Origin of the sequence: Methanoculleus taiwanensis, assembly GCF_004102725.1 — an archaeon.
Classification (GTDB): domain Archaea; phylum Halobacteriota; class Methanomicrobia; order Methanomicrobiales; family Methanoculleaceae; genus Methanoculleus_A; species Methanoculleus_A taiwanensis.
This window is the reverse complement of the sequence record NZ_LHQS01000002.1, coordinates 1,167,857-1,194,783: the sequence shown is the minus strand read 5'-3', so window position 1 is coordinate 1,194,783 and position 26,927 is coordinate 1,167,857. Positions and strand designations below refer to the sequence as shown.

At 58.3% G+C, this 26,927-nt stretch carries 21 protein-coding genes and 2 tRNA genes; 15 read left to right on the top strand and 8 right to left on the bottom strand.

The genetic code is table 11. The annotated features are described in order from the left end of the window. Positions 1-101: 101 nt before the first annotated feature. A complete protein-coding gene (gene fdhF, locus ABH15_RS10485) occupies positions 102-2,165 on the top strand; it encodes a formate dehydrogenase subunit alpha (RefSeq protein ID WP_128694273.1) in 2,064 nt (687 codons plus the stop codon). A 2-nt stretch (positions 2,166-2,167) separates the two neighbouring features. Then, entirely contained in the window at positions 2,168-3,412 is a 1,245-nt protein-coding gene (locus ABH15_RS10480) for a Coenzyme F420 hydrogenase/dehydrogenase, beta subunit C-terminal domain (RefSeq protein ID WP_128694272.1), read from the top strand. Between the two features lie 470 nt (positions 3,413-3,882). On the opposite strand, the gene ABH15_RS10475 is transcribed toward ABH15_RS10480, so the two are convergent. Then, positions 3,883-5,658 carry a hypothetical protein gene (locus ABH15_RS10475; RefSeq protein ID WP_128694271.1) on the bottom strand — a complete coding sequence of 592 codons (1,776 nt, stop codon included), beginning with the start codon at positions 5,656-5,658 and terminating at the stop codon, positions 3,883-3,885. A 215-nt stretch (positions 5,659-5,873) separates the two neighbouring features. Then, positions 5,874-6,485, bottom strand: a complete 612-nt coding sequence (locus ABH15_RS10470) for a DNA-3-methyladenine glycosylase (RefSeq protein WP_241648075.1) — start codon at positions 6,483-6,485, stop codon at positions 5,874-5,876. Positions 6,486-6,858: 373 nt separating this feature from the next. On the opposite strand from ABH15_RS10470, the gene ABH15_RS10465 reads away from it, so the two are divergent. Then, on the top strand, positions 6,859-7,578 hold the full coding sequence (locus ABH15_RS10465; protein WP_128694270.1) for a hypothetical protein: 720 nt from the start codon (positions 6,859-6,861) through the stop codon (positions 7,576-7,578). A gap of 1 nt (position 7,579) precedes the next feature. Continuing rightward, complete coding sequence (locus ABH15_RS10460; RefSeq protein ID WP_128694269.1) at positions 7,580-8,809, top strand: (Fe-S)-binding protein; 1,230 nt, start codon at positions 7,580-7,582, stop codon at positions 8,807-8,809. A gap of 44 nt (positions 8,810-8,853) precedes the next feature. Here the strand turns inward: ABH15_RS10460 and ABH15_RS10455 are convergent. Next, positions 8,854-8,925, bottom strand: a tRNA-Arg gene (locus tag ABH15_RS10455). 53 nt (positions 8,926-8,978) lie between these two features. After that, entirely contained in the window at positions 8,979-10,010 is a 1,032-nt protein-coding gene (gene hypD, locus ABH15_RS10450) for a hydrogenase formation protein HypD (RefSeq protein WP_128694268.1), read from the bottom strand. A gap of 45 nt (positions 10,011-10,055) precedes the next feature. Between hypD and ABH15_RS10445 the strand changes: the two genes are divergently transcribed. Further along, positions 10,056-11,174, top strand: a complete 1,119-nt coding sequence (locus ABH15_RS10445; RefSeq protein ID WP_128694267.1) for a mechanosensitive ion channel family protein — start codon at positions 10,056-10,058, stop codon at positions 11,172-11,174. On the opposite strand, the gene ABH15_RS10440 is transcribed toward ABH15_RS10445, so the two are convergent. Beyond that, positions 11,154-12,089: a radical SAM protein gene (locus ABH15_RS10440; protein WP_128694266.1), complete on the bottom strand. Its 936-nt coding sequence runs from the start codon at positions 12,087-12,089 to the stop codon at positions 11,154-11,156. The two genes, ABH15_RS10445 and ABH15_RS10440, sit on opposite strands and share 21 nt — an antisense overlap. A gap of 155 nt (positions 12,090-12,244) precedes the next feature. On the opposite strand from ABH15_RS10440, the gene ABH15_RS10435 reads away from it, so the two are divergent. After that, positions 12,245-13,075: a 4Fe-4S binding protein gene (locus ABH15_RS10435; RefSeq protein WP_128694265.1), complete on the top strand. Its 831-nt coding sequence runs from the start codon at positions 12,245-12,247 to the stop codon at positions 13,073-13,075. On the opposite strand, the gene ABH15_RS10430 is transcribed toward ABH15_RS10435, so the two are convergent. After that, a complete protein-coding gene (locus ABH15_RS10430) occupies positions 13,072-14,250 on the bottom strand; it encodes a hypothetical protein (protein ID WP_128694264.1) in 1,179 nt (392 codons plus the stop codon). The two genes, ABH15_RS10435 and ABH15_RS10430, sit on opposite strands and share 4 nt — an antisense overlap. Before the next feature lie 312 nt (positions 14,251-14,562). Between ABH15_RS10430 and ercA the strand changes: the two genes are divergently transcribed. The 4 genes from ercA to ABH15_RS10410 all read left to right on the top strand — a co-directional run bounded on the left by ercA (position 14,563) and on the right by ABH15_RS10410 (position 17,777). Continuing rightward, positions 14,563-15,729: an alcohol dehydrogenase-like regulatory protein ErcA gene (ercA, locus tag ABH15_RS10425; RefSeq protein ID WP_128694263.1), complete on the top strand. Its 1,167-nt coding sequence runs from the start codon at positions 14,563-14,565 to the stop codon at positions 15,727-15,729. Further along, on the top strand, positions 15,713-16,840 hold the full coding sequence (locus ABH15_RS10420) for a PAS domain S-box protein (RefSeq protein ID WP_128694262.1): 1,128 nt from the start codon (positions 15,713-15,715) through the stop codon (positions 16,838-16,840). Before ercA ends, ABH15_RS10420 begins: the two co-directional genes overlap by 17 nt. A 37-nt stretch (positions 16,841-16,877) precedes the next feature. Further along, on the top strand, positions 16,878-17,591 hold the full coding sequence (locus tag ABH15_RS10415) for a sugar phosphate isomerase/epimerase family protein (protein ID WP_128694261.1): 714 nt from the start codon (positions 16,878-16,880) through the stop codon (positions 17,589-17,591). 113 nt (positions 17,592-17,704) lie between these two features. Next, a tRNA-Thr gene (locus ABH15_RS10410) sits at positions 17,705-17,777 on the top strand. A gap of 349 nt (positions 17,778-18,126) precedes the next feature. Here ABH15_RS10410 and ABH15_RS10405 read toward each other — a convergent pair. Further along, the gene (locus ABH15_RS10405; RefSeq protein WP_128694260.1) at positions 18,127-18,486 is read right to left on the bottom strand and encodes a winged helix-turn-helix transcriptional regulator; all 360 of its coding nucleotides are present in this window, start codon (positions 18,484-18,486) and stop codon (positions 18,127-18,129) included. An 85-nt stretch (positions 18,487-18,571) separates the two neighbouring features. Here ABH15_RS10405 and hcp point away from each other — a divergent pair, with 85 nt between their 5' ends. The 5 genes from hcp (at position 18,572) to ABH15_RS10380 (ending at position 26,053) form a co-directional block, all read left to right on the top strand. Continuing rightward, entirely contained in the window at positions 18,572-20,188 is a 1,617-nt protein-coding gene (hcp, locus tag ABH15_RS10400) for a hydroxylamine reductase (protein WP_128694259.1), read from the top strand. A gap of 24 nt (positions 20,189-20,212) precedes the next feature. Further along, complete coding sequence (locus ABH15_RS10395) at positions 20,213-20,980, top strand: DUF2115 domain-containing protein (protein WP_241648074.1); 768 nt, start codon at positions 20,213-20,215, stop codon at positions 20,978-20,980. 39 nt (positions 20,981-21,019) lie between these two features. Continuing rightward, the gene (locus ABH15_RS10390) at positions 21,020-21,358 is read left to right on the top strand and encodes a cupin domain-containing protein (RefSeq protein ID WP_128694258.1); all 339 of its coding nucleotides are present in this window, start codon (positions 21,020-21,022) and stop codon (positions 21,356-21,358) included. 4 nt (positions 21,359-21,362) lie between these two features. Beyond that, entirely contained in the window at positions 21,363-22,136 is a 774-nt protein-coding gene (locus ABH15_RS10385) for a 4Fe-4S binding protein (RefSeq protein ID WP_128694257.1), read from the top strand. Positions 22,137-22,687: 551 nt separating this feature from the next. After that, positions 22,688-26,053: a hybrid sensor histidine kinase/response regulator gene (locus tag ABH15_RS10380; RefSeq protein WP_128694256.1), complete on the top strand. Its 3,366-nt coding sequence runs from the start codon at positions 22,688-22,690 to the stop codon at positions 26,051-26,053. A gap of 189 nt (positions 26,054-26,242) precedes the next feature. Here the strand turns inward: ABH15_RS10380 and ABH15_RS10375 are convergent, their stop codons facing one another. Continuing rightward, complete coding sequence (locus ABH15_RS10375; RefSeq protein ID WP_128694255.1) at positions 26,243-26,707, bottom strand: ester cyclase; 465 nt, start codon at positions 26,705-26,707, stop codon at positions 26,243-26,245. Positions 26,708-26,927 lie beyond the last annotated feature (220 nt).

Here is a 26,927-nt window from a genome sequence, read left to right as displayed (position 1 = left end):
AAACGTTTAAATCAGTTTACACACACATTACGGTTAAGTATGTTCGCTGTTTCCTGACATGCTTAATCTGAATGTATAATCGTACATCGGGAGAAATGGAAATGAGTGAAAACCCAGGCAAATTAGAGTATGTGCCAACAACCTGCCCGTATTGCGGTGTAGGGTGTGGACTCAACCTTGTAGTGAACGACGGCAAGCTCGTCGGTGTCGAACCATTCAAGAGGACGCCCGTGAACGAGGGCAGACTCTGCCCCAAGGGTGCCACCTGCTGGGAGCACGTGCAGAGCCCCGACCGTCTGACAACTCCCCTCATCAAGAAGAACGGGAAGTTCGAGGAAGCGACCTGGGACGAGGCGCTCGACCTCGTTGCATCCAAGCTGAAAGAGACCTCCGACAAGTACGGCCCGCGATCTCTCGGTTTCCAGGTCTCCTGCCGGACGCCGAACGAGGACTGCTATGCCATGCAGAAGTTCGCCCGTGTCGCGTTCAAGACCAACAACGTCGACAACTGTGCGCGTATCTGCCACGGACCGTCCGTTGCGGGTCTCTCGCTCTCCTTCGGTTCCGGAGCCGCCACGAACCCCTTCGAGGACGTCCTGAACGCAGACCTGATCTTCATGATCGGTTCGAACGCCGTTGAGGCGCACCCCCTCGCCGGCAGGCGGGTTGCCCAGGCAAAGAAGAAGGGTATCGAGATCATCGTCTGCGACCCGCGGTACACGCCGACGGCACGCCTCGCCGACACCTATCTCCGCTACAACCCCTCGACCCACATCGCGCTGATCAACTCGATGATGTACTGGATCATAGAGGAGAACCTCCACGACAAGGCATTCATCGAAGAGCGCGTCAAGGGCTTTGACGAGCTGAAGGAGACCGTCGCGAAGTACGCCAACGTTGAGGATATCACCGGCGTTCCCACCGAGACGGTGAAGGAGATCGCACGGAAGTACGCCAGCGCCAAGAACGCGGTCATCATCTACTGTCTCGGTATCACCGAGCTTACGACCGGTACCGACAACGTCCGGTCGCTCGGAAACCTCTCCATGCTCACCGGCAACATCGGCAGGCCCGGCGTCGGTGTGAACCCCCTCCGTGGCCAGAACAACGTGCAGGGCGCCTGTGACATGGGTGCCTACCCGAACGTCTACTCCGGCTACCAGAAGTGCGAAGTCGACGACATCAGGCACAAGATGGAGCAGCTCTGGAGCGTCACTGACCTTCCCGAGTGGTACGGTGCAAGCCTGACCGAGCAGATCGACCAGTGCGGCGACCCCATCAAGAGCATGTACATTCTCGGTCTGAACCCGGTCGTCACCTACCCGAACTCGAACCATGTCATGAAGTCGCTCGAGAAGCTCGATTTCCTCGTGGTGCAGGATATCTTCTTCACCGAGACCTGCCAGTACGCCGATGTCATCCTGCCGGGAACCTGCTTTGCAGAGAAGGACGGCACGTTCACCAGCGGTGAGCGGCGTGTGAACCGTATCCGGAAAGCGGTCGACGGACCCGGCGAGTCCATGGAGGACTGGAGAGTCTTCGTTAAGCTCGCAGAGAAACTGAACCTCCCCGGCTTCGAGTTCGAGACTGCAGAGGACGTCTGGAACGACCTGCGGCGGGTCACCCCCTCGATGGCCGGCCTCAACTACGAGCGGCTGAACAGGCCTGAGTCCCTGCACTGGCCGTGCCCGACTGAGGAGCACCCGGGAACCCCCATCCTGCATATCGGGAAGTTCTCATCTGCCGACGGCAAGGGTACCCTCTTCGGTATCGAGTATCGCCCGCCGGCCGAAGTTGCAGACGCCGAGTATCCGTTCACCCTGATGACCGGCAGACTGCTCTTCCACTACCACAGCAGGTCGCAGACCGGCCGCGCCAAGATTCTGCACCAGGAAGTGCCAGAGTCCTACGTGCAGATCAATAACGAGGACGCCAAGAAACTCAACATCGCGAACGGCGAGAAGATCAAGCTCAGCAGCCGCCGTGGCGAGGTCGAGACCCTCGCACGGGTGACCGACGAGGTAGCGCCCGGCGTCCTGATGATGACGATGCACTTCGGCACCGGAGCGGTCAACCTGCTCACCAACGATGTGAGGGACCCGATGTCCAAGATGCCGGAGCTGAAGCACTGTGCTGTAAAGGTCGAGAAGCTCACGGAGGCCTGAAGATGGTAGCAAAAGGAGATATGGTCTACGCCTGGACTACGAGCCCACAACTGGCCGAGAAGGCCGAGTGCGGAGGAGCGGTAAGCGCTCTCCTGAAGTACGCTCTTGAGAGCGGCACGGTAGACGCCGTCCTGGCGGTGAAGAAGGGCGCCGACCTCTACGACGCCATCCCCACCGTCATCACCGATCCGGCGGAGATCGCCGAGACTGCCGGGTCGCTCCACTGCGGTACAATCCTGATGTCCAAGCTCATCAAGAAGTACCTGGGCGGCGCAAAGAACATGAAGATCGCCGTCCCGGTGAAGGGCTGCGACGCGATGGGTCTTTACGAGCTCGCAAAGCGCAACCAGGTCAACCTCGACAACATCTACATGATCGGTCTCAACTGCGGCGGATCGGTAAGCCCGGTCTCCGCCCGCAAGATGATCGCCGAGAAGTTTGGTGTCAACCCTGACGACGTCGTCAAGGAGGAGATCGACAAGGGCCAGTTCATCATCATCACCAAGGATGGCCAGCACAAGGGCATCTCGATCGACGAACTTGAGGAAGAAGGCTACGGCCGCCGTTCCAACTGCCGCCGCTGCAAGATGAAAGTCCCCCGCCAGGCAGACCTCGCCTGCGGTAACTGGGGTGTCATCGGGGATAAGGCAGGCAAGGCAACCTTCATCGAAGTCTGCTCCGAGAAGGGCGCAGACCTCGTGAACGGTGCCGCACAGGCAGGCGCTCTCGCGACCGAGGCCCCGATCCCCAAGGGTATCGAGATCCGCGGCAAGGTCGAGAACGCGATGCTCAAACTCGGCGACAAGTGGCGGGCCAAGAACTTCGGCGAGCTCGGCGACGGCAAGGAGCGCCTCAAGAAGATCATGGAAGAGACGAGCCGCTGTATCAAGTGCTACCAGTGCATCGACCAGTGTCCAATCTGCTACTGTGAAGAGTGCAGCACCAAGAAGCCGGACATGGTCACGCCCGGAAAGCTGCCGGTCGACTTTATGTTCCACCTGATCCGGTTCGCCCACATCTCCGACTCCTGTATCAACTGCGGTCAGTGCGAGGAGAACTGTGCGATGGACATCCCGAACGCACTCTTCATGCACGCCCTGCAGACCGACCTCGAGGAGATGTTCGGCCAGAAGCCCGGTGTTGACATGACCCTGCCGATTCTGGCACTCGTTGATGAGAAGACTGAGCGCAAGCGCCTGGCAGACACCGGCGACGATCAGATCTTCAACATCTTCATCAACAAATAATCTTTTTGAAGAGATCGTATCTTGAACTATCCATGGAAAACCGCCCGCTGATAGCGGGAACGGAGCGGTCGGAAGATCCGTAAAGCCTCGGAAACTTCACTGGTTTCCCGGCCGCCTTTTTCGAGGGCGCTGCATGCCATTCCGGCGGAAAAGGAGTTCCGTGTGCGGATCTCCAAAACATTCTGGTTGTTCTTTTGTATTCGTGCCATAAACCGGTCGCTGACCCTGTGACGAAGGCGGGCATAACCCTGCCTGATCGATGTATTGGACGGCCTCATCATCCTGACTATCGATGGGTAAAAGAGCATCACGGAATTGATGCATCATCCCCGCTTGATCCGTAGACAACCAGAGCCTCGATCTGAAACGCGGATTAGGATAGTATGGACTCTCTCGTCCGGAGATGCTGTGAAAACCGTATTTCCGGCAGGGCATGGACGGCTAAAAAAAGGATGCGGAGAGAGCCGCTGTCAGACGTAGTCCCAGCCACCGTAGGTGTCGTCCCAGACGACATCCTGGTCGCGTATGTATCCGCCGAACTGGTGACTCGTGTAGTCGTTCGTCGCCTCCTGATTGTTGTAGACGTCCATGATGATGTCGCTCGAATCGACGGCGTAGCCGGTGCCCGTATAGCCTCCCGTCGTGTCCGTCGGATAGTAGTAACTGTCGGTCGGGTAGTACCCGGTATCGACGTAGCCGGTATCCGTCTCCGTGGTCTCCTGTCCGGAGGAGATCGAAACCCATCCTCCTGATGCCTGATCGTAGTAATACCAGTCCTTGCTGGTCGCATCGTACGCGTAGTTGTTCCCGGAGGTCTGGTCATAGTAGTAGGTGGTCATCGTGTCGTAGTCATACTGGAACCAGAGCCCCGTCGTCTCGTCGTACTGGTACTCACTGGCGGTATCGTCGGTTGAGGGCGCTTCAGTCCCGACGGTGGTGCCCTCGCTGATCTCTTCAGTCGGGGTGGGAGTGACCCAGTCGTCACTGGTATCTTCGGTCGTTGAGCCCCAGTAGTCACCGGAGTCATCGGACGAGCTCCAGTGATCGCTGGAATCGTCGGAAGTGGAACTCCAGTAGTCACCGGAGTCATCGGACGAGCTCCAGTAATCGTCGGTATCGTACCCGTAGCTCGCCTGCGGCGAGGTGTTTGCTTCCATCATCGGGATCGGGGCCAGTGCGGAGGCCGCGGGCGTATCGTTCCGCTCCGCGGTATCGGGGATGGTATAGAGGACGACATCCGAGGTATTGTCGTGCCAGTCCTCCCAGACGACGTACTGCCCGGAGATATCGGGCCACCACTCGAGTCCCGGGTCGTTCGTCAACCGTCGCGCATCGCCGGTGCTGATTGTGTAGAGCACGATATCGAACGTCCCGTTCCGCTCCTCGACCCAGACGATCCGGTCGTCGTCTATCGCCGGAAGTGTGTGGTTCCCACTGCCGGTCGTGACCTCCGTCTCGCTCCCGGTAGCGAGATCGAGCAGGCGGATCTGCGCGTTACCGCCTCGCCAGTCCTCCCAGACGACCCGGGAACCGGAGACGTCCGGCCACCATTGGTCGGAGGTGTTATTCGTAGCAGGCGCCGCTCTGCCGGCGTCGAGGGAGGCTAGCAGGATATCGTTTGACCCGGTGACATTGTCCTCCCATGCGAGCAGACTCCCGGAGATGGCAGGGAACGTCTCCCATGCGGTGTCGTTCGTCAGGCGGGAGACGTTTCCGTCGGCGAAGGAGTACAGGAAGAGGTCCGGCTGCCCGGTGCGCCAGTCGAGCCAGACGATGTACTCGTCCGAGACGGCCGGCTGCTCCTGCCATGCCGGATCGGCAGTGACGGGCATCTCGGTTCCGTTCTCGTACAGGTAAATGTCATACGAGTTGTTGCGGTAGTCCTGCCAGACGACTCTTCCGCTGCTGGTATCGGGGAAGAGCGGGTACACCGCGCCGCTCGAGACCTCCTGCTCCTCTCCGCTCTCGATATCGTAGCGGTAGACCGAGCCGTTCTCGGTTCGGAGGTCGATCCAGACTATGTAACCGTCAGAGACCGCAGGGAAGAGCTGCGCTGCTCTGCCCGGACTCACCGGAACGGCAACGCCGGGTGCGGCCTCGGGTGGCTGCACGGAAATGTTCGCGGTCAGGTTTGCATCTTGAGTCTGATTGTTTCCGGTGGCGTTCTCTTCACCGATTGGCGCTCCCGATGCCACCGGGATCAGAACGAGTGCCAGCACGAGCAAAAAAGTAATAATTCGTTCCAAAGGTATCCCCCCTTGAGGATATCTACGAACCTCCGCAATATTATTTTAATATTTTTATAATTGTGATGGCTGCTTTATCGGATCGTTTTTCCGCGTATACGACTGATTTTTCCAGGCCGAGCTAAGGCTTCGAACCCATTTTTTTATCTCCGTGCCGCTTCTCGCCCGGAGATTCGTCGAACAGGTCGGCGGCTCGATAACCGATAGTCACCCCGTCACCGTCTCCGTGAGACGAATCTGCTATCATTCAGGTAAAATCGAAGAGGGAGGTCCGCCGCCTTCGTGATCCCGACCCGGGTCGTCTGGACGATCTCCCCGGATGTGCCTTCCGGCCGGTGGTCAGGCAGGCTGTCGGGCGACCAGACCTGGAGGGAACTGCTATGGAGGGAGGCTCCGTTCAGATCCATGGTGATGCCGAGTGCTGATGCCAGTTTCCCCGGGCCGTTGCAGAGAGACACCAGATCCTGCGTTCCCCGCCTCTCCTGCATCAACTCGATCCCTTGTGCCGGTTCAAGAGCCCGGATCAGGACCGCCTCCCCATCACCCTCCGTGCCGGTCACGATATTGACACAGGTATGGAGGCCGTAGATCCGGTAGATGTAGGCGCGGCCTGTCGGGCCGAACAAGACGCTGTTCCTCTTCGTCTCCCCCCGGAAGGAGTGGGCTGCAGGGTCGCCCCGGAGATACGCCTCGTCCTCGACGATCCAGCCGCTCGTCGTCTTCGCTCCTTCCCGGTGCACCAGCAGGCATCCCAGCAGCTCCTGTGCGACGGTCACGGTATCCCGTTTGTAGAATGCAGGTGAGAGGAGCATAGCGGCCTTTAGCACTCATCTCTCCTGTGCATCAAGGTTTCGGGCACGGAGACAAACCCTGACTGGACGCGGGGCGGCCGAAAAAAGGTAAAGGTGCCAGCGCCGCCGAAAAGAGGGGTTATTGGTTCTTCTTCCGAAGGATGAACGCTGCTCCCGCCACGAAGAGCATCGCAACGATAGCGATGGCGATCATGCCCCTTGGGAGGGTTTCGGCTGTTCCTGTACCCGGTTCGGCAGGGGTGCCCGCAGGGGTCGCTGTCGTTGCCGGCTCTGCAGCTGCTGGGTTTCGTATTCTTCGTGTGTCTCGATAGAGCCAACTCTCCCGAAGCTGGTCAAGCTGGCTTTTATCGGAGGACTGCGAAGATTTTGTAGAAGAACGAGGAACGGTATGACACTGCACGCTCTTGCCGCCGGGAACGATGTCATCCTTCTCCTGACCGTTACTGCACTCATCTGTATCGCCGGGATATGGATGCTCTTCTCGCGGTGGGGGCACGGAAGGGCAACGCGGTTCATTGCCTTATGGGTAGACGAGGCGCTCCGGTGCGGCGGCGGCAGGTTTCTTCGAGTGCTGGTTCTGGACGTCCTTCTCTTCCGCCGTGTCTGGCGGCGGAGCAGGGGTCGATGGGCGGTGCACATGGCCATGTTCTGGGGATTTTGCATCTTTGGCGGGCTCGCCGTCCTGGGGATGCTGATCGGTCTCCTCGCGTTCATCGACCCTGCAGGCGCCGGCGGAGCAGTTGCCCGCTTCCACGACAGCCTGCACGTCCCCTACGACCTGCTGGGCTACGTCCTCCTCGCCGGTTCGGGGATCGCTCTCGGACGCCGGATTGTCTCCCGGAAGGTCCGGGAACGAACAAACGCCGCCGATCTCTTCCTCGTCGGGAGCGTCTTCTGCATTACGCTCACCGGCATGATCGCCGAATGGTTCAGCGGTTTCGGGTCGTTTATCGGCCCTGCGGTGAGAAACTGGGAATTCGCCCTGCAGTTTCAGACACTTCATATCTACGCCATGTTCATCCTCTTTGTAATGGTACTCCCGTGGAGCAAGTTCTGCCACATTCTGGCGACGCCGCTTACGCTGCTTGCCCGTCGGGGAGGTGAATGATATGGACGGCCGCTCCTTTTCCGAGATCCACTCCCGCTGGTTCTCGCCGATCCAGGTGCTGGAGCTCGATGCCTGCACCCGCTGCCAGGAGTGCCTTAACATCTGCCCGGTCACCGCTATAGACCGCGAGACCAGTCCGATGGACCGCATCGGCGACTGGAGGCGTATCGTCGACCGGCAGACCGGCATCCGTGCACGGCTCTTCGGCCGGCCGTCGCTCGATGAGAAGATCCTTCACGACCTTGCCGACAGTGCGTACGCCTGCACGACCTGCGGGGCGTGCGGTGTCGTCTGCGAGAGCGGCATCTCCACAGCTCAACTCTGGGAATCGATGCGGGGAGCAATCGTAGACCTCGGCGGTAGCCGGGCGGGTGTTTTTGCCGATGCCGCAGAGCGGATTGCCCGGTTCCGGAACCCTTACGGCGCCCCTCAGGAAAAGCGCAGTGCCTGGATCCCGGGCGATATCGTCATCGCCGATGCGGCACCGGTCGCCTACTTTCCGGGCTGCACAGTTTCGTTCCGCCAGCCGGAGATCGGGATGGCGGCGCTCCGCATCCTCCAGTCGCTCAACATCCGATTCTGTATGCTCGGAGAGGAGGAGTCCTGCTGTGGCTCTCTCCTCTTCCGGACAGGGCACTCTCCGGAAGACGCGGAGGTGATCCGGAACCTGATCCAGGCCGTGGTCGACCGGGGGGTCACGACGCTCCTCTTCACCTGTGCCGGGTGTTTAAAGACGGCCACAACCGACTGGCCGCGGGTCTGGGGAGGCCCGCTGCCGTTCACGCCGGTACCGTTCGCTGTCTTTCTCCGGGATCAGATCCGGCAGGGGCGCCTCTCCTTTCAGAGCAGGATCGCCCGGCGGGTTGCCTACCACGACTCCTGCCACGCCGGTCGGCATCTGATGCACGTGCTCGGCCGGGACCAGGCCTTCGAGGCGCCGCGTGAGGTTCTCCGCGCAATTCCGGGCATCGAACTTACGGAGCTTCGCACCAATCGGGAGTTCCAGATCTGTTGCGGTGCCGGCGGCGGCCTGAAACGTAAGAGTCCCGACCTCGCGCTTGCGATCGCCGGACGGAAAGTCACCGACGTCAGGGAGACCGGAGCAGAGGTTCTGGCCACCACCTGCCCGTTCTGCCGCCGGAATATCCTGGACGCGGCCGGCGATACGCTCGAGGTCGTCGATATCGCAGAGCTTGTGGCCGAGGCTCTGGGGCTGCAGGCTGACGAATGAAGATAACCCGAAATACTTTTTTGAAATGCAGAAAAACGAAACGACGCCCCGGCCGGGATTTGAACCCGGGTCAAAAGCTCCGGAGGCTTCTAGGATATCCACTACCCTACCGGGACTGCTATATCAGGTTGTATCGACTGGTATAAAAGGCCAGCGGAGGGTTCTGCCCTCACACCCGCCGTGACTCATAAAGATGCCAGATTTTGCACGCCCCTTCGTGGCTCACCATGCACGGACCGACCGGGGTGCGCGGCGTGCAGGCCTTCCCGAAGAGCTTGCAGTCCGACGGCTGTGCGATGCCGCGCAGCACCCGGTCGCAGATGCACGCGGAGTGCTTGTCGACATGCCGGATCTCGATATCGAACTTCTTCTGCGCATCGTACTGCTCGAACTCAGGCTTGAGCCGGAGGCCTGAGCCCGGGATGACGGGGAACCCGCGCCACTCGACGTCGCAGGGTTCGAAGACGTCGTACATCAGCGCCTGTGCTTTTCTGTTCCCCTCGCGGCAGACCGCCCGGGGATACGCATTATCGATCCGTGCTTTGCCTTCGCGGATCTGCTTAACGAGCATCACGAGTCCGAGGAGGATATCCTCAGGCTCGAATCCGGCCACCACCTGCGGCACCGGGAACTGTTCGTACTCGTGGTATCCCATCACCGTGCAGACGTGGCCGGGGAGCATGAACCCGTGGAGTTTCGCCTCGCCCTGACTGAGCAGCCACTCCATCGCCGGAGGGACGAGGCGGTGGCAGGAGAGGATCGAGAAGTTTTCGGGAGGGTTCGTGAGGATCGTCGCGGCGACGGTCGGAGCCGTCGTTTCAAAACCTACCGAGATGAAGACGACCTCTTTTTCGGGCTCGCGGCGGGCGATCTCGACGGCCTTGTGGACGCCCTGCACCACGCGCACGTCTCCGCCCGAGGATTCGAGCGAGCCGTTTGAGCCCGGAACACGGAGGAGATCGCCGTATGTCGCGATGACGCAGTCCTTTTCGACGAGATCGATTGCGGCGTCGATCTCGCCCTGCGGCGTGATGCAGACCGGACAACCTGGGCCCATCACGATCTTCAGTCTTTCGGGGAGAATACTCCGGATACCGGCGCGTGCGATTGCTGCTTCGTGTGTGCCGCATATATGCATGATGCAGAGGTCGGAATCGACCAGGGAATCGAGCGTGTCCAGAATATCCTTTGAAACCGGCATGAAATCTCCTATTTATATTCGCTGCAATCACATATTAGTACTGGTATGGACGGGATCTACTCTGGAATCGGAATTATCGTCGCCGGAACCGTGGGCGCATATATCGTTCACGAGATCTTCCGGTGGCTGCAGAAGAGGGCGGACCTCACCGAATCGAAGATCGACGACATTATTCTCTTCTCGCTCGCTAAACCGGCCTCCATCGCCGTTGTCCTTGGCTCACTCTGGATCGCAGTCACGATGTACGTCGACCCTGCGACCCTCCTCGGCAGCTATGCGTGGCTCCTCTCGAGCAGGTACTTCACCGCCGCCGCCATCCTGATCGGTGCCTGGGTTGTATCGAGTTTCTCCTACAGTTTCATCAACCTCTACGGGCGCTGGATGGCATCGAAGACCGAAACGGACCTCGATGACCGTATCATCCAGCTCCTGGAGGTTACGGCGAAGTACGTCGTCTGGTTCATCGCTGTCCTTATGGTGCTCCAGACGCTTGAGATCGATATTACGCCTCTCATCGCAGGTGCGGGGATCGCCGGCCTTGCCGTCGCCCTGGCCGCGCAGGATATTATGTCGAACTTCTTCGGCGGAGCGCTGATCCTGGTCGACAAGCCGTTTCAGGTCGGCGACCGGATCAAAGTCAACGACTATCTCGGCGACGTGATCAGCATCGGGCCGCGGAGCACCCGGATGAAGACGCTCGACTACCAGCTCGTTACGATCCCGAACTCGACGATCTCGAGCAACGTCGTCGTCAACTATGCGATGCCGGATGTGAAGCTGAAGATCAAGATCCCGGTCTCGGTTGCCTACGGCAGCGACGTTGCCCGCGTGAAGGAGATTCTCCTCGAGATCGGCCGGGAGGCAGCAGAGCGATCCCGTTACGTCCTCGACGATCCCGCGCCCTCGGTCTACTTCCTCACGTTCGGGGCGTCGAGTCTCGATTTCATGCTGGTCATCTGGGCACGCGCATTCAATATGGCCTGGGACGTGCAGGACTTTGTGAATACCCGGATAGACGAACGGTTCGGAGAGGAAGGCATCGAGATTCCGTTCCCCCAGATGGATCTCCACATCAGGGACGGGTTATACCCGCCGGGAAAAGTTCCGGAAGGAGTCTACCCGGTTACGGACAGTACAATGCCGTCATTTAAGGCGGAAAAATAATCCCCGTTCTTCCGTTACCGCCTCAATCTTCCCTTTTTCGAGCAGTATGCCGAGGTACTTGCTCATCTCGTTTGGATGCAGCGAAAAGATCCTGCAGAGATCCTCGGTGGTGCACGGCCGCCGGGCAAGGGTCACCCAGATTGATTCGAGGATATCTGCCCGGAAGGACGGGACGCTCTCCCTGGCCGTGCAGGCCGCGATCACCTCGACCCGGTGGTCGCCGAGGAATGCGGCGATCCGTTCGAGCGATCTCTGGGAGGCAGGCGTCACCCAGACCTCCGTCCCGGGGCGGTCGAGCGTATTCAACTGTACCCGATCGGGATCGATCGCGAAGATAGCGTCGCGGATCCGGGTAAGTTCCTCCTCCGAGTCGTTCAGTCCCGGGACGATAAAGATCTCAAGCCAGATCTCTCCGGGAAAGTCGTGGGAGAACGCGATCAGCCCTTCATGGACAGAGTTAGCTGACACACCGGTGCATGGGCGGTTCACTTCTGCAAAAGCCGATTCTGAGACCGCATCAAGGGAGGGGACGACGAGATCCGCGCTCGCAAGGTCGCTACGCACCTGCGGGTCGGCGAGGAGGGCGCCGTTCGTAAGCACCGCCACCCGGTATCGTGGGTAACGCTCTTTGAGGAACCCGATGATCTCCCCGATACCGGAATGCAGCGTGGGCTCTCCCGATCCCGCAAAGGTGATATGGTCGAGTGCCGGTTCCATCCGGAGATAATCGTCAAGTTCCCCGATCACTTCAGCCGCCGGGACGTACTCGCGCCGCTCACAGGTCAGGGCGGTCGTCCTGCCGCACTCACAGTAGATACAGTCGTACGGGCAGGTCTTATGGGGGATGAGATCGACGCCCAGGGAGACGCCGAGACGGCGGGAAGGAACAGGGCCGAAGAGATGTTTGTAAACCATCAGAACACCGTCATGCTGCTATTTTGAGTATATTGCACCGGTACGTATTTAGGACTGCACGCCGGAAAAGATGATCGCGATAAGCAGGAGATGGGTCGGATGACAGCAGGAGAAGCGGGACGCGAACACCCCGGGCACACCCGGGGGGTGCCGGCATGATGATCGCCGTCGTGAGCGGGAAAGGGGGGACAGGCAGGACGACGCTGACGGCAGCGCTCGCCGGACTCGCCCCGCCCCCGGTAGTCATGGCGGACTGCAACCTGGAGTCTCCGAATCTTGACCTGTTCCTGTCGACCGCTCTCGTTTCGCGCAGACCTCTGCCGGGAACCCCGTGTGCCGTCATCGATGCCGGCACCTGCGTCGAGTGTCTCTCCTGCGTAGAGCACTGCGTTTTCGGGGCGATCTCCTACAGAGGAGGCAGGTTCACCGTCAATCCGGCGGCATGCGAGGGGTGCGGCCTCTGCATGAAGGTCTGTCCGGTCTCTGCTCCGCGTATGGAACCGCGAACCGTTGGAGAGCTCTGTCTTTCGGAGACCCCGTACGGCCTGCTCTCGCATGCCCGTCTTTTCCCGGGTTACAGCGCGAACGGCTCGCTTGTAGCCGAAGTGATGCGGCAGGCACGCGAGGCTGCCGGAGAAGAGCCTCTTCTCCTCGTCGACGGCCCTCCGGGAACCGGGAGGGCGCTCCTTGCCGCCGTAGCAGGCGCAGATCTCATTCTGGTCGTGACGGAACCGACCGCGGCGGGTATCCGCGGCCTCCGGCGGGTCGTGGCGGCCTGCCGTGATGTCGGAGGAGCAATCGGGGTGGTGATCGGCAGATCCACGCGGAGCCCGGAGATGACGGGAGCTATCCGGAGACTCTGCCGGGATGAAGGGATCGGCATCCTCGGCGAGGTTCCGTTCGACGATGCGGCGGCCGCCGGCTTCAACCCTTCCGCCGCGCCGGCTTACCGGCAGATCCTGGACGCCATCGAGAGACTCTATTAGGCATCCTTGATACCGAGCATCCGGTGGCAGTAATTGTCGACCGACCGGAAGACCGCACCCCTTACCCCCTCGATCTTGCCGGCTCCTTCCACGACGACGAACTCCAGAAGATCGGCATAGTAGTTCTGCGAGGGGTATTTGCGTTTGAAATTTTCGAGGCAGAGTGCGGACTCCGCCTGCTTCCCCCGCAGGAATGCATGAGCAAAATCGACAACGGCGAGCACGTGGCCGGCCATGCCCTTCTCTACAGCGAGCCGCCGGAACTCGTTGAACTCTTTATCCCCGGAGAGGTAGAAGGACGTCCGGATGCCGTAGTATATCGGTTCGATATCGTCAGGATACTTCTCTCGCATCGCCCGGACGAGGCCGAGCGCATCGCCGAGCTCCGCCTGATCGAACCGCATGTAGTATGCCTCCCGGAAGAAGATCATATCGTCGGGGAACCGAACCAGGGCGGCCTGGAGCATCTTTACGAGGACTACTTCGTTCCGGTCGGCTTTCGCCTTTGTGAAACCGATCTGAAGGAACCAGCGGTTTTCGGGGAACCACTCCGTTGCCGAGAAGATCATCATCCAGAAGGGTTCGTCGAGCCAGGAGTCGTTCTTCATCTCACCACGGACGAGGCGGTGCAGGGGAGGCTTCCACTGGCTGAGTTCCTCGAGGTACTGGCGTGCAAGTTTGAGGTAATTCCACCGTTCACCGGATGAAAAACCGGGCTCCGTTGAACCGTCTTTGTAGAGAGCGTAGTGGCAGTATGCATACCAGCACCCGACCAGAGCATCGTGTTTCCAGTAGGGCTTGAGGAAGGTGAGCGCCTCGAGGTACCTGCCGATCTTCATCAGTTTGGCGGCGGCAGCGAGGTGGATGCCGGCTTTCCGCTCCTTCTTTCGCTTGATGCCGATCGCGATATCACAGAGGCGGAGAACGAACTTCGTATCGTCGGCACGACGGGTGGTATCGAATACTTTGTACGTGACCGCATCGACGAATTCGTCATAGGCCTGTTCGGGAACCGGGACGCTCATCTGATCGAAGAGCGATGCGACCTTGCCGAAGAAGACAGGAAAGTTGCTATCGATATTTTCAGTGTTTTTATTGATATATTCAAATAGTTCTGCTTTTGATTTATCGAGCATACTCGAGACGACAACATCCGGGACGAACCCTTCCTGCATACAATATACTTGGGAAATGCGGTAATAAATTATCCGAAATTCGTAAGGAGTTGCTGCGCGCCGTTCCGGTAAAACCATCCCGATTCCACACCGGCGCTCAGACGCAAACCTCCGGAGCGGCAAAATATTCATGCCGGGCAGGACGGAACGTGCCATATGTTTCCCGTCATGCCGATATCCCTTACATTATCTTTTAAATGATTAAAATACAGTAAATATCGCCAGATATATCTACAAAGGTATATATATAGAATCAGGCTGTATACTCAGTATGCTGGAGTGCCGTGCATCCGGCGTGTGAGGTGCTGTTTCATGACCCCGCAGAGTGAACTCGAACTGAAAAAATTTGTTGTTCCCGAGTTTATCTTCGGATCCGGATCGCTCGATCTTGCGGGGCGGTATGCTCGCAACTTCGGCTTGCGGAAGGTGCTGCTCGTCACCGACCCCGGGGTTCGGCGGGCGGGCTGGACCGAGCGGGTCTCTGAAAGCCTTATAAATGCCGGAATCTCCTATGAGGTCTTCGACCGCATATCCCCGAACCCCCGTGCCGCCGAAGTAATGGCCGGTGCCGAAGTCTACCGGGCAACGGAGTGCCAGGGGATCGTCGCGGTCGGCGGCGGAAGTCCCATGGACTGCGCGAAGGGGATCGGGATCGTCAGCTCGAACCGGCGCTCCATTCTGAGCTACGAGGGGGTCGACCAGGTGCTTCTGCCGGGTCCACCGCTCATATGCATCCCCACAACTGCCGGAAGCTCGGCGGACGTCTCGCAGTTTGCTATCATCACCGACGAGCGCGAGAAGCGCAAGATCGCGATCATCAGCAAGACGCTCGTCCCGGACATATCGCTCCTCGATCCCCTCCCGCTGACGACGATGGACGCCGAACTTACCGTGGATACGGGGCTCGATGCACTCTGCCACGCGATCGAGGCGTACGTCTCGAATGCGAGCTCGCCCATGACCGACCTGCACGCCCTGCAGGCGATACACCTGCTTGTTTCTTCTCTTCCGGATGCCGTTACCGCACCGGACGCTCTCTCTATCCGCTACCGGACTATGCTCGGCAGTCTTCACGCCGGCCTTGCGTTCTCCAATGCAAGTCTCGGTGCTGTCCATGCCATGGCGCACAGCCTCGGCGGCCTGCTCGACCTGGCACACGGCCGGTGTAATGCCCTCCTTCTCGAGCATGTGGCGGCCTACAACTACGACGCGGCGCCAGAGCGGTACGATGCGATCGGGCGATCCCTGGGGGCCGCCCCGTGCGGGGTCGGGCACGACGAGAGGCGGAGCCATATCCAGAATACGATCGCTTCCTTCCGCCGGTCGCTCGGCGTCGGTGTGACGCTTTCCAACCTCGGGGTAACCGGGTGCGATCTCTCCGATCTGGCACTCAGGGCGCTTAACGATCCGTGCATGGCCACGAACCCCCGCCGGCCGACGCACCGGGAGGTGGAGATGATCTATGCATCGGCACTCTGATGCGGAGCCTGACTGGGATTCGCTCCGTGAGCGGATAATCGGCCTTGGGGAGCACTCGATCCACAAGAGTTACTACCCCGAGCTCCAGGACCGGCTCGCCGAGCTTGAACGGTTCCGCGCACTCCTTGACCAGACGAGCGACGCCATCTTCCTCATCGATGCTGAGACCGGGCTTCTCATCGATACGAACGAGTCGGCATGGCTGCAGCTTGGCTACAACCGGGAGAGGCTGATGCGGATTCCGTTCTGCAACCTGATCGCTCCTGCGAGCCTCGCCTGGTTCCTCGAGTTCTTTGCGTCCGGGCAGAACCGGGCGCGCCGGGAACAGGTTACGGTAGCCGGGCTCATGACCGCCGACGGTTGTGAGGTTCCCGTTGAGATCACCATCAGGTTCGTGACGTTCGGGGACGAGCGCTATGCCGTTGCCGTGGCGCGGGATATCTCCGAGCGGATCCGGACCGAGCGCGAACTCCGGATCAAGGAGAGCGCGTTTGAATCGTCGACGAACGGTATTCTGATCGCCGATCTCGAAGGTCTCCTGATCTACGCAAACCCCGCTCTCCTCCGGATGTTTGATTACGAGGGCGTGCACCGTATCCAGGAAAAATCCATCACTGACCTTTTTTCCTGTGCAGACACCGATACACGGCTGCTTGCACGGCTCTACCGTGAGGGAGCGTTTGCCGGCGAGGGGCACGGGAGACGGAACGGCGGGTCGGTCTTCGATGTGCATCTCTCGGGAAGTATCGTTCGGAACGACTCCGGGCAGCCGCTCTGCATAGTGGGCATCTGCATGGATATCACCGAGCGAAAACAGATGGAAGAGCTGAAACGCGAGGCGTACGAGCAGCTCCGGAAGAATATCGAGCAGTTCGCCATCCTCGGGGATCACATCAGGAACCCGCTGCAGGTGATCGTCGGTATTGCCGAGATGATCGACGATCCCCTGACCGCAAAGATCCTCAATCAGTCGGAGCGGATCAACGATATCATCACCGAGCTCGACCGGGGATGGGTCGAGTCCGAGAGCGTGCGGCGCTACCTGAAAAGGCGTGAGCGGCCGGAGGCATCCTTCGCGAAGATCTTCCGGAACCAGAACAACCCTGAGTGACGATCGGTTTTTTGCTGTCCGGAGCACTATCTCTGGTATGTTTGGCATCTCCACGTACTGCCTTCACCGCGAACTGCTCGAGACGGCGCTCGATGCGCTCGCACCGGTCACCGACTACGTCGAGGTGATGGATGAGGGGCTGCACTACCTGGAATCCGCAGAGCCCCTCGAGAGTTACTCGTTTGCCTGCTCCATCCATGCACCGAGCCGCGGCGTGAATATCGCAAGCCTCCTCGAACCGATCCGGAGGGCGAGCGTCGAGGTGCTCGTCGATACCTTCGCCCTTGCCGGGGAGCTCGATGCCGACGTAGTCGTGCACCCGGGGTATTACGCGTGGCGCGAGGAGCGGGAACGCGCGGTGGCGAAGTTCCAGCAGTCCCTCGACGAACTGCAACAGGCGGCGGACGAGTATTCGGTCTCGTTCACCGTTGAAAATATGGGCAACTGGGAGTACTTCTTCCTCCGGACGCCCGATGAACTCCCGCTGATCGACGGGATCGGGTTTGCACTCGACGTTGGGCATGCCAACCTCAATGATGGCAGCCTCGAGGGATTCCTCGCTCATCCGATTGCCCACTTCCACCTCCACGACAACGACGGCGGTAAGGATACCCACTCTCCCGTCGGGGAAGGGACGATCGACTTTTGCGCGGTGATGGATGCGGTGCGGAGAAACAACGTCATCCCTATCGTCGAGGTTGATACGTTCGAAGGCGTGCTGGCAAGTATTGAGGCGCTAAAAAAGCTCTGAATCGGATAATGGGGGCATTCAGGCTTTATTCTCAAGCAGAATCTGATGCCTTCTCGAAAACACAATCCGCAACATTTTATTAGGTCGAGCACCCACTTATGTAGGTGCGCCATGCCTCAGTGGCTCAGCCGGTAGAGCGCGTCCTTGGTAAGGACGAGGTCGCGAGTTCGAATCTCGCCTGAGGCTTGATTATGGGGGTTCTTAACCTCCCTTGTTTTTTTCCCATGTTGACAGAAGGTTTTCAGGCACTCCACGCACGTGGGGATATTTCACCTTGTTTATACACTACAATTCCTGTTCCGGCCGGGGTTTTGAATAGAGGGACATATGCCCCTCTTTTTTATTTATCTACGGTCATTCCGTCTTCATACCGCATCACCCTGGATGGTGACGGTCGTATCGGTCACCGGGCTCGTCTTTGATCGTTTCAAGGCTCTATCAACAACATGGTGTTCCCCAGTGCAGCACGGGACTTCCATGTGGACGACCGTGATCGATTTGATCGCATGAGGAGAGAAGAGTTCTCCCATCCTTTTCAGAGCACGCAATCCTTGCAGTCCTGCTCGCCGCACGGGATATTATCGATCTTCCACTTCAGGGCCCAGCGCTTGATATCCCGGATGATATCAACGATCTCAAGCCCGCTCTCCGTGAGGGTGTACTCGGTTCTGACCGGAAATGCAGTTGCGTCAACGTTCCGTGTAAGGATCCCTTCATCTTCGAGTTCTTTTAACCGCTCGGAGAGGACTTTCGGTGTGATGCCGGAGAGTGCATCCCGGAGCTCGGAGAAACGCCGGGTATATCGCTCGCCCTTGTAGAGCTCGAGGATGAGGAGGAGCGTCCACCGTTTGGCGATGTACCTGACCGTCTGGTTGACTGTGCATGACTCATGCATGGTATGTAATTGGAAACTCTCGGCTATTTATAATTAGGTATTTAATTAATATTTTGTATCAAAAAGAAATCAAAGGAGTCGAGCCATGTTCTGTTACCAGTGTGAAGAGACGCTGAAAGGGACCGGATGCACGGTCAGAGGCGTCTGCGGGAAGGAAGATGATATCGCTGCATACCAGGATGTGCTGATCTATCTCTGCAAGGGGATCTCGATCCGGAACCTTGCAGCAATGGAGCAAGGCAGAGGGGATCCTGACGCAGGGCTGTTCATCGCGGACGCGCTCTTTGCAGTGCTGACCAATGTCAACTTTGACAAGGCCCGGTTCGCGGCCATGATCGCCGAGGCCGTCGCGATCCGGGATGGGCTTCCCGCGACCGGCAGCCCGGAACCGGATGCCTGTACCTGGAAACCGAAGGATGAAAGCGATATTCTTGAAAAAGCATTATCTGTCGGGACGCTCTCGACAGCAGACGAGGATCTCCGCTCGCTCCGATCAACACTTCTCTTCGGTCTCATGGGGGTTGCCGCATACTACACGCACGCCGCCGTTCTGGGAAAGACCGATGATACCATCACGACATTCCTGCAGAAAGGGCTTGCCTCCACGACAGAGGATCTTACGGTTCCGGAGCTGGTCAGCCTCGTGCTGGAGTGCGGGAGCGTCGGCGTCAGTGTCCTTGCCCTGCTCGATGCCGCCAACACATCGGCATTTGGAAAACCGGAGATTACCGCCGTAAAGACGACCGTGGGGACACGGCCGGGCATCCTGATTACCGGTCACGACCTGAAAGATCTTGAGATGCTGCTCGAGCAGTCAAAGGACGCTGGCGTGGATGTCTATACCCACGGCGAGATGCTCCCGGCCCACGCGTATCCCGCGTTGAAGAAATACGCCCACCTGCATAGCAACTACGGTGGTTCGTGGCCGCACCAGCGCGAGGAGTTTGAGCAGTTCAACGGCCCGGTTCTCTTCACGACCAACTGCCTCGTCCCGCCAAAGGACTCCTACAAGAACCGCCTCTTCACAACCGGCGTCACCGGGTTCCCGGACGTCCCGCATATATCCGCGTCCCCGGACGGGAAGAAGGATTTCTCGCAGGTCATTGCATGCGCAAAGAGCTGCCAGCCGCCCAACGCACTCCCGGGAAGTGGCAACGATCTCATCACCGGTTGTGCGCACGATGCCGTCCTTGCAATTGCGGACAAGGTTGTCGCAGCGGTCAAGAGCGGTGATATAAAACGGTTCATTGTCATGGCAGGGTGCGACGGCCGGCAGAAGGAGCGCGAGTATTACACGGAATTTGCAAAGGCGCTCCCCGGTGATGCGGTCATCCTTACAGCAGGCTGCGCCAAGTACCGGTACAACAGCCTCGGGCTTGGAACGATCGGCGGGATCCCCCGCGTAATCGATGCCGGGCAGTGCAATGACTGTTACTCGCTGGTTGTGATCGCACAGGCACTCGCCGGGGCATTCGGTGTCGGCATCAATGACCTGCCGATCTCCTACAACATCGCGTGGTACGAACAGAAGGCCGTGCTCGTTCTCCTCGCCCTGTTCTCGCTTGGTGTGCAGGACATCACGCTCGGCCCGAAACTGCCGGGATTCGTTTCGCCGGCTGTGCTGGATCTGCTCGCCAAACAGTTCGACCTCAAGCCCAACACCACCGTACCGGCTGATCTTCGCCGGATGGTCGGAGCCTGAACCCGCTGCGGTGCAAGGATGGAGATGACTGCCATATTCCGGTGGATCCTTTCCCGGTTCCGCCCCCGGCAACTGGACGATGCTGAGTGCGAGTGCAGGGAGATCCGCACTCTCCTCATCGACCCCTGCGCCCAAGACGAACCGACAGGCCCGGCGGCGGCAGGCTATCCTGTGGAGAGGATCCGGAAGGCCCTTGCGCGCATGCAGCGGGCGCAGACGAAAGCGGAGTTGCTCGCCTTCCTCGGCCAGGAGATAGAACTGTTCGATCTTCACGATATCGAGAAGATGAACGCCTGCTTTACCCGGAAAGTTGCCTTCCTGCCAGAACACTATCGTGAGCGCCTTCTTGGAAAGGTCAGGGAGCAGATCTTCGGGGCGCATCACCGCCTCCTTCTCGTAGCAAGGAACGGGTATGAGGACGGCAGTCCCCTTCATCCTGCCTTCCCTTCGTACTGCGCCATGGTCGCGGCGGCATGTACGGAGAAAGCCCGCGAGAAAGACCCCCGCCCGCTCTACCTGAAGTACCTGCTCGCCGCGTTCACCATGTTTGTCCTCGAAGAGCCCGCCCACCCGGTCGGCACCCCCTTTCCCGGCGGGCAGATCGTCGATGTGTGGGAGGGTCAATACCTCTGTCCGGTGAGGGAACAGGCAGGCGACGTGCCCTTTGCGCTCTGCCCCTACTGCCCCGCCGTGCAGAGCGCTATCCCCACGTTCCCGGAGAGTCGGGCGGCCCGCGAAGAGAGCCGCAGGCGCGAATGCCTCGCAAACTACTGGACGAACTACAAGGGATGACGCGGAAAGAATAATTCAGAGAACCAAAAGGTGATACTCATGAACATTGTCAACGTTGCCGATCTGCCCGTCGGCCTAAACCCGCATCATGTGGATGCCAGGAAAATCTATGATACGGAGCACGCAACCGCTGTGGTCATCACGCTGCAGCCGGGCGAAGCCCTCAAGAAGCACATAACGCCGGTAGACGTCTTCTTCTATGTGCTGGAGGGGACAGGCGTCGTCGAGATCGGCGAAGAACGGGAGACGGTCGGATCCGACCACCTTATCGAGAGCCCCGCAAAGATCCCGCACCGCTGGAGCAACGAGAGCGGCGACACCTTCCGGGTGCTGGTTGTTAAGGTTCCGCGGCCGACGAGCGAGACAAAACTGCTGTGAAACCATGGTACTCGGATCTGCCCCGAAGGCGCTCGGCATCGCGTATGCCGTGCTTGCCGTTATCGTCCTCGCGTCTCTCTGGCATTCCGGATGGTTCTCCCGGCGACGTGCCGCCGGGTTTCTTCTCGTCTCTGCCGCCCTCGGGTTTCTGATCTTCTCTCCCGTCTTCCCGTACATACTGCAGCTCGTGATACTCGGGGATACCAGGGAACTCGGCGTCCTGCTGCCCGCAGCGGCTGCCGGACTGCTGGTATTCATCGCCGTCACGCTGTTTTGCGGACGGATCGTCTGCGGGCAGATCTGCCCGGTTGGGGCTGTGCAGGAGCTGATATACCTGATTCCCGTCCCGCGGCACGGCCGGAACCTGACCCCGCGGGCGATGAGTGTCCGCATCGGAATTTTCATAGTCATCCTTGCAACCGGGGTGGGGTTCTCCGTCAATCTCCTCGGCATCATCGGCCTGAAGGATTTCTTCTTTCTCTCCCCGACGAGCCCGGGCTTCGCCGTCTTTTTTGCGATCGTCCTGGTCTCGGTAACCGTATACCGCCCTTTTTGCCGGTTCATCTGCCCGTACGGCGTTTTCCTCGCCATCGGCGCCGCACGGAGCCGGTGGAAGATCCGGAGGACGGATGCCTGCATTCAGTGCGGCAGATGTGAGCGAGCCTGCCCCGTGAATGTGGCAACGGCAGAGAACAGCAGGGCGGAGTGCTACCTGTGCGGGCGCTGCACGGAGGTCTGCCCAGTCGAGGGTGCGCTCGTATATGGTCGTAAATCCTGATCAATAAGCATGTGCCGGGGAATGTTCCCATAGGGGGGAGAGATGGCACGGGAGCAGATCACATGTTCCCGGGACACGCGATCGTGCAGTCGGTAGTGTCGAGAGCACACTTCACATCATTCCCGGCCGGGATCATAACCGAACCGCCGATTCCGGGCATGTTTGTGGTTATTAAGGAATCAACTCTGCTGGTAACATCGATTTCACTAATTTATTATGTTCCATGAGCCAAAAGGATCGTATCGTCAGGGGAAATGATACGCTACCCCGTACCCTTGACACCCCCCTGGTAGAATCTGCTCTCAATCTCTGCTCTCTCCCGCATGACAGGTCTTGATCGCCATACCGCAGCAACTACTCGGAAATCTTCCTCTTCCGTGCATGGTGGAGGATATCCAGCAAGGCAGGGCTACAATGTGCTCACATACAGTGTTCTCCCATCCCCCCATGGCCTCAGAAGAACAGCGAAGCAATACCTCCCTTTCTCCCGTCACCAGATGTAAGATTACCGTGCCCGAAGGGATGTGGCGGTCGGCCTGGAGGAGTGGATAATGCAAGATACCATACGCGTCCTCTATGTCGATGACGAACCCGCCCTTCTTGAGATCGGCAAACTCTTCCTTGAAAAAACCGGAGAGGAATTTGTCGTCGATACCCTCACTTCGGCCACGGAAGCTCTCACCCGCATTCCCACGGAGCAGTATGATGCCGTCATCTCCGATTACCAGATGCCCGACATGGATGGAATCGAATTTTTACGAAGGGTGAGAAGTTTGGGCAATACCATCCCGTTCATTCTTTTGACCGGCCGGGGCCGCGAGGAGGTTGTTATTGAAGCGATCAACAACGGTGTGGATTTCTACCTCCAGAAAGGCGGTCAGCCGCGGGCGCAGTTTGCAGAACTTGCCCATAAGGTCAGGCAGGCGGTACAACGACGGCGTGCGGAAATTTCGTTGCAGGAGAGCGAGGAGCGATACCGCACCGTTGTCAATGACCTGACCGAGATGATCTGCCGGTTCACCCAGGACGGCACCGTGACGTTCACCAACGAAGCCTATCGGCAGCACTTTCACCCCATGCTGGCCCTCACCGATCTCGAGGGAAAGAAGATCCACGACCTCATGCAGGTGGGTAATTATGAGAAAGTAGATAATTTTCTTGGTACGCTCACACCGGATACGCCGATTCGCGAGATGGAACTCGTGGTCACCGGCAGGGATCAGAAGACGTACTGGCAACTCTGGTCGGTCCGTGCGTTGTTCGACGCCGGGGGAAAACCCGTAGAATATCAGGTTGTTGGAAAGGATATCACAGAGCAGAAACTGGCTCTGGCGGCACTGGCAGACAGCGAGTCCAAGCTCCGTTTATTCATCGAGACGACCCGGGAATCGGTCACCCTGATCGATGAAGAAGGAAAAGTGATCGAATGGAATCCCGGAGCTGAACGGATCTCCGGCATCACGCAAGAAGAAGCACTTGGCAGCTCCTTATGGGACGTGACGTTCCGTATGCTCCCCCGTGAGCGCCGCACGGAAGAATGCCGTGCAGCTATTGAGCAGACGAGCCGTACGATGCTCAGGACGGGTGTCCCGATATTCGAAAAACCCCGTATTGTCGAAGCGGAGCGTCCCGACGGCACACGGATCTTCGTTCGGCAGATAATCTTTCCGATCAAGACCGACAAGGGATTCCGGTTCGGTTCGATTGCGCAGGATATCACCGGTGAAAAACGGGAGGAAGATGCCGTGCGGGAGAGCGAAGCGAAGTACCGCGAGCTTGCCGATCTCCTCCCGCAGATGGTTTTTGAGATGGATCCGGATTTTCAGGTAACCTATGCAAACCAGAATGCATTCGCCACCCTGGGATATACCGAACAGGACCTCAAAGACGGCGTAAATGCCATGTCCATAATCGAACCTTCCCAGCATGGACGGGTGAAGGAAGACATCCGGAAACTCCTCAACGGGGTGGCTCTTGAATCACAGGAATATACGTGCCTGCGGAAGGATGGCAGCAAAATTCCGGTTTTCATCGATACGGCGCCGATTTACCGGAATGGGAGCCTTGCCGGATTCCGCGGCGTCATTATCGATATTTCCGCACGGAAAAAAATGGATGCCGAACTCCGGGAGAGCGAGGAGAAATACCGGCTTGTGGTCGAGAATAGTGATAATGTCGTGTATATTTACCGTGGTAGCCAGATCCTTTTTGCCAACCGCAGGACAACGGAATTCACCGGTTATACCAATGATGAACTCATCAGCATGAACATCTGGGATCTCGTCCATCCCGATGACCGGTCCCGCCTGCAGGAAAACGCGAAACTGAGGATCTCCGGAAGCACCCCCCCTCCTGACTTTACCGCGCGAATCATATTAAAAAGCGGTGAAGAACGGGAATGTGAATTCTTTGTTAACCAGATCCTCTATCAGAACCAGCCGGCACTTCTCGGTATTCTTCGTGACGTTTCCGAACGAAAACGCGCTGAAGAGGCGATCCGGGAGAGCGAAGCGAAGTACCGCCTGCTGGCAGACCATGTCCATGATGTTATCTGGACAGCTGACATGGATATGCGCCTTACCTATGTCTCGCCGTCGGTCACCGCGCTTCGGGGGATGACGCCCGAAGAAACTCTTAGAGAATCCCTCAGTGACGCCCTGACCCCGGCATCCTACAGGACGATCATGCTGATGCGCGAGAAGGGAATCAACGAGATGCGGAAGAGCGGAACGATCCAGAAATACCAGACCATGGAACTTGAATTTTTTAGGAAGGACGGTTCCACGGTCTGGACCGAGACGATTATCTCCCCGATCTTTGACGATGATAAAAAACCGTCCGGTGTAGTTGGCGTGATGCGGGATATCACCGAGCGGAAAAAAGCAGAAGATTTACTCCGCGAGAGCGAGGAGAAGTTCCGGTCTATCGTGGAGACCTCGCCGGACATGATCTGGGAGATCGACCTGCAGGGGACGTTCCTGTACATCAGTCCCCGGGTCGAGGCAATCATGGGATATGCACCGGAAGAGATCATCGGAGGAACGATACTTGATCTGGTTGCAGAGGAGGGAAAGGCGTATGCAATGCAGGAACTGGCACGCTACAGTTCCCTGGAAGGATCTCTCTTACCTCTCGAAATACCTGCCCGTCATCGCGACGGGCGTCACATGGTAATCGAGATCCGCCCATCAATGGCTGGCACTGATGGGAAGGGGCAGGGATTCCGCGGGGTTGCCGTTGACATCACCGAACACAAGAAAGCGGAAGAAGCCCTCCGTCGGGCGAACCGCCAGCTCAACCTGCTTACCGGTATTACCCGGCATGATATCCTCAACAATACCTCAATTGCCCTTGGATTTCTGGAGATCGCGGAGATGAAGGTCGATGACCCCGCGCTGGCCCGGTACCTAAAAAAGATAGAATCCGCCATCACGAATATCCAATCCCAGATCGAATTTACACGGATCTACGAGGATATCGGCACCCATGAACCGCGGTGGATTGACCTTTCTACTGTCATGCCATGGGATCAGGTCCCGGCAGCAGTCAGCCTGACTGCCGACGTACAGGGTGTCGGGATATTTGCGGATCCGATGCTTGAGAAGGTCTTTTTCAGCCTCCTTGAAAACGCGGTCCGGCACGGTGGGCGGGTGACGGAAATCCGGGTGTCATCTCACCGGTTGGGAAAGGATCTGGTCGTGGTGTGGGAAGACAACGGGGTTGGCATTGCTCCTGACGAAAAGGAGCGTATTTTCGAGAGTGGGGTTGGGAAAAACACCGGACTCGGGCTTTTCCTCGTCAGGGAGATACTCTCCCTAACGAGGATCATGATCACCGAGACCGGGGAACCGGGCAGGGGTGCACGGTTCGAGATGACAATCCCGAACGGTGGTTACCGGCTTGTCGGCAAACAATAAATCCGGATGATAGTATTGCGGGAACCATCGGGCGAAGAACGGGGATCTCTCGTTCTTTGCATCGGAAAACCATTTGTCGAAAACACGCGCAGGAGGAGGTAAACAATTCTCAATGAAAACAGGATGCGCGAAAAAAGGTGGGCATACAACCCTCCGTTCAGACGCCCCGGCCGGGTTATACATGGAGGGTTACATTCCCTGCCTGAAATCCTCTGGGAAGAGTTTCTTTCCTTTTTCTGTGTATTCGATAACACCCAGTTGTTTGAGGAAATCCAATTCGTCATCGACTTCCCATCCCTCTGCAAGTCTGCCGTGAACTATGCGCCAGATGAAGACCATCATCATTGTTACCTTCTTGCCGGTGGGGGGCAGTGAAACTCCGGAAAGATTCCATTCGCCTGTATGGGTCCCCGTAGCTGTAACGCAAACCCACACCTTATCTCCTTCAGCAATGATATCTTCAATATGTTCATGCCAGTCGGGGAAAGCTTCGAAAGCGAGCGTAAAGAGCTGTTTGAAGCTTTCCAGACCATGTTGCCGATGGGTGTGGTCGACATAATCCGGTGCCACTAAATCGTCAAATACATCCAGGTTTCGTGTATTATAGGCTTCAATAAACCTGCGAACAATCGCCTTATTCTCTTCCGATGACATGGAGCATCACTGCTCCTTGAATCCTTTTTGATATTTAACAGATGTTGTCTTCGTGTAAGCATTTATTTTCCAAAAAAGCATTCTCATCGAATAGTTCGGTTATTCACTATTTCGTCAAATGTTCCGGGATTATAGAACTCTTCAGACACCTTCGCGAAGAGACCGCCGGCGTGGATGGAGCAGTCGCCGGTGGTGTGAGTCAGGCAGCGGGTCGGGCAGG

Bases quoted from the DNA above. Each gene is read 5' to 3' on its own strand.
- ABH15_RS10465 (WP_128694270.1), top strand. From the start codon at position 6,859: ATGACACTGCACGCTCTTGCCGCCGGGAACGATGTCATCCTTCTCCTG.
- ABH15_RS10435 (WP_128694265.1), top strand. From the start codon at position 12,245: ATGATGATCGCCGTCGTGAGCGGGAAAGGGGGGACAGGCAGGACGACG.
- ABH15_RS10405 (WP_128694260.1), bottom strand. From the start codon at position 18,486: ATGCATGAGTCATGCACAGTCAACCAGACGGTCAGGTACATCGCCAAA.
- ABH15_RS10375 (WP_128694255.1), bottom strand. From the start codon at position 26,707: ATGTCATCGGAAGAGAATAAGGCGATTGTTCGCAGGTTTATTGAAGCC.
- ABH15_RS10390 (WP_128694258.1), top strand. From the start codon at position 21,020: ATGAACATTGTCAACGTTGCCGATCTGCCCGTCGGCCTAAACCCGCAT.
- ABH15_RS10385 (WP_128694257.1), top strand. From the start codon at position 21,363: ATGGTACTCGGATCTGCCCCGAAGGCGCTCGGCATCGCGTATGCCGTG.
- hcp (WP_128694259.1), top strand. From the start codon at position 18,572: ATGTTCTGTTACCAGTGTGAAGAGACGCTGAAAGGGACCGGATGCACG.
- ABH15_RS10480 (WP_128694272.1), top strand. From the start codon at position 2,168: ATGGTAGCAAAAGGAGATATGGTCTACGCCTGGACTACGAGCCCACAA.
- ABH15_RS10460 (WP_128694269.1), top strand. From the start codon at position 7,580: ATGGACGGCCGCTCCTTTTCCGAGATCCACTCCCGCTGGTTCTCGCCG.
- ABH15_RS10395 (WP_241648074.1), top strand. From the start codon at position 20,213: ATGACTGCCATATTCCGGTGGATCCTTTCCCGGTTCCGCCCCCGGCAA.
- ABH15_RS10420 (WP_128694262.1), top strand. From the start codon at position 15,713: ATGCATCGGCACTCTGATGCGGAGCCTGACTGGGATTCGCTCCGTGAG.
- ercA (WP_128694263.1), top strand. From the start codon at position 14,563: ATGACCCCGCAGAGTGAACTCGAACTGAAAAAATTTGTTGTTCCCGAG.
- ABH15_RS10430 (WP_128694264.1), bottom strand. From the start codon at position 14,250: ATGCAGGAAGGGTTCGTCCCGGATGTTGTCGTCTCGAGTATGCTCGAT.
- fdhF (WP_128694273.1), top strand. From the start codon at position 102: ATGAGTGAAAACCCAGGCAAATTAGAGTATGTGCCAACAACCTGCCCG.
- ABH15_RS10445 (WP_128694267.1), top strand. From the start codon at position 10,056: ATGGACGGGATCTACTCTGGAATCGGAATTATCGTCGCCGGAACCGTG.
- ABH15_RS10440 (WP_128694266.1), bottom strand. From the start codon at position 12,089: ATGGTTTACAAACATCTCTTCGGCCCTGTTCCTTCCCGCCGTCTCGGC.
- ABH15_RS10415 (WP_128694261.1), top strand. From the start codon at position 16,878: ATGTTTGGCATCTCCACGTACTGCCTTCACCGCGAACTGCTCGAGACG.
- hypD (WP_128694268.1), bottom strand. From the start codon at position 10,010: ATGCCGGTTTCAAAGGATATTCTGGACACGCTCGATTCCCTGGTCGAT.
- ABH15_RS10380 (WP_128694256.1), top strand. From the start codon at position 22,688: ATGCAAGATACCATACGCGTCCTCTATGTCGATGACGAACCCGCCCTT.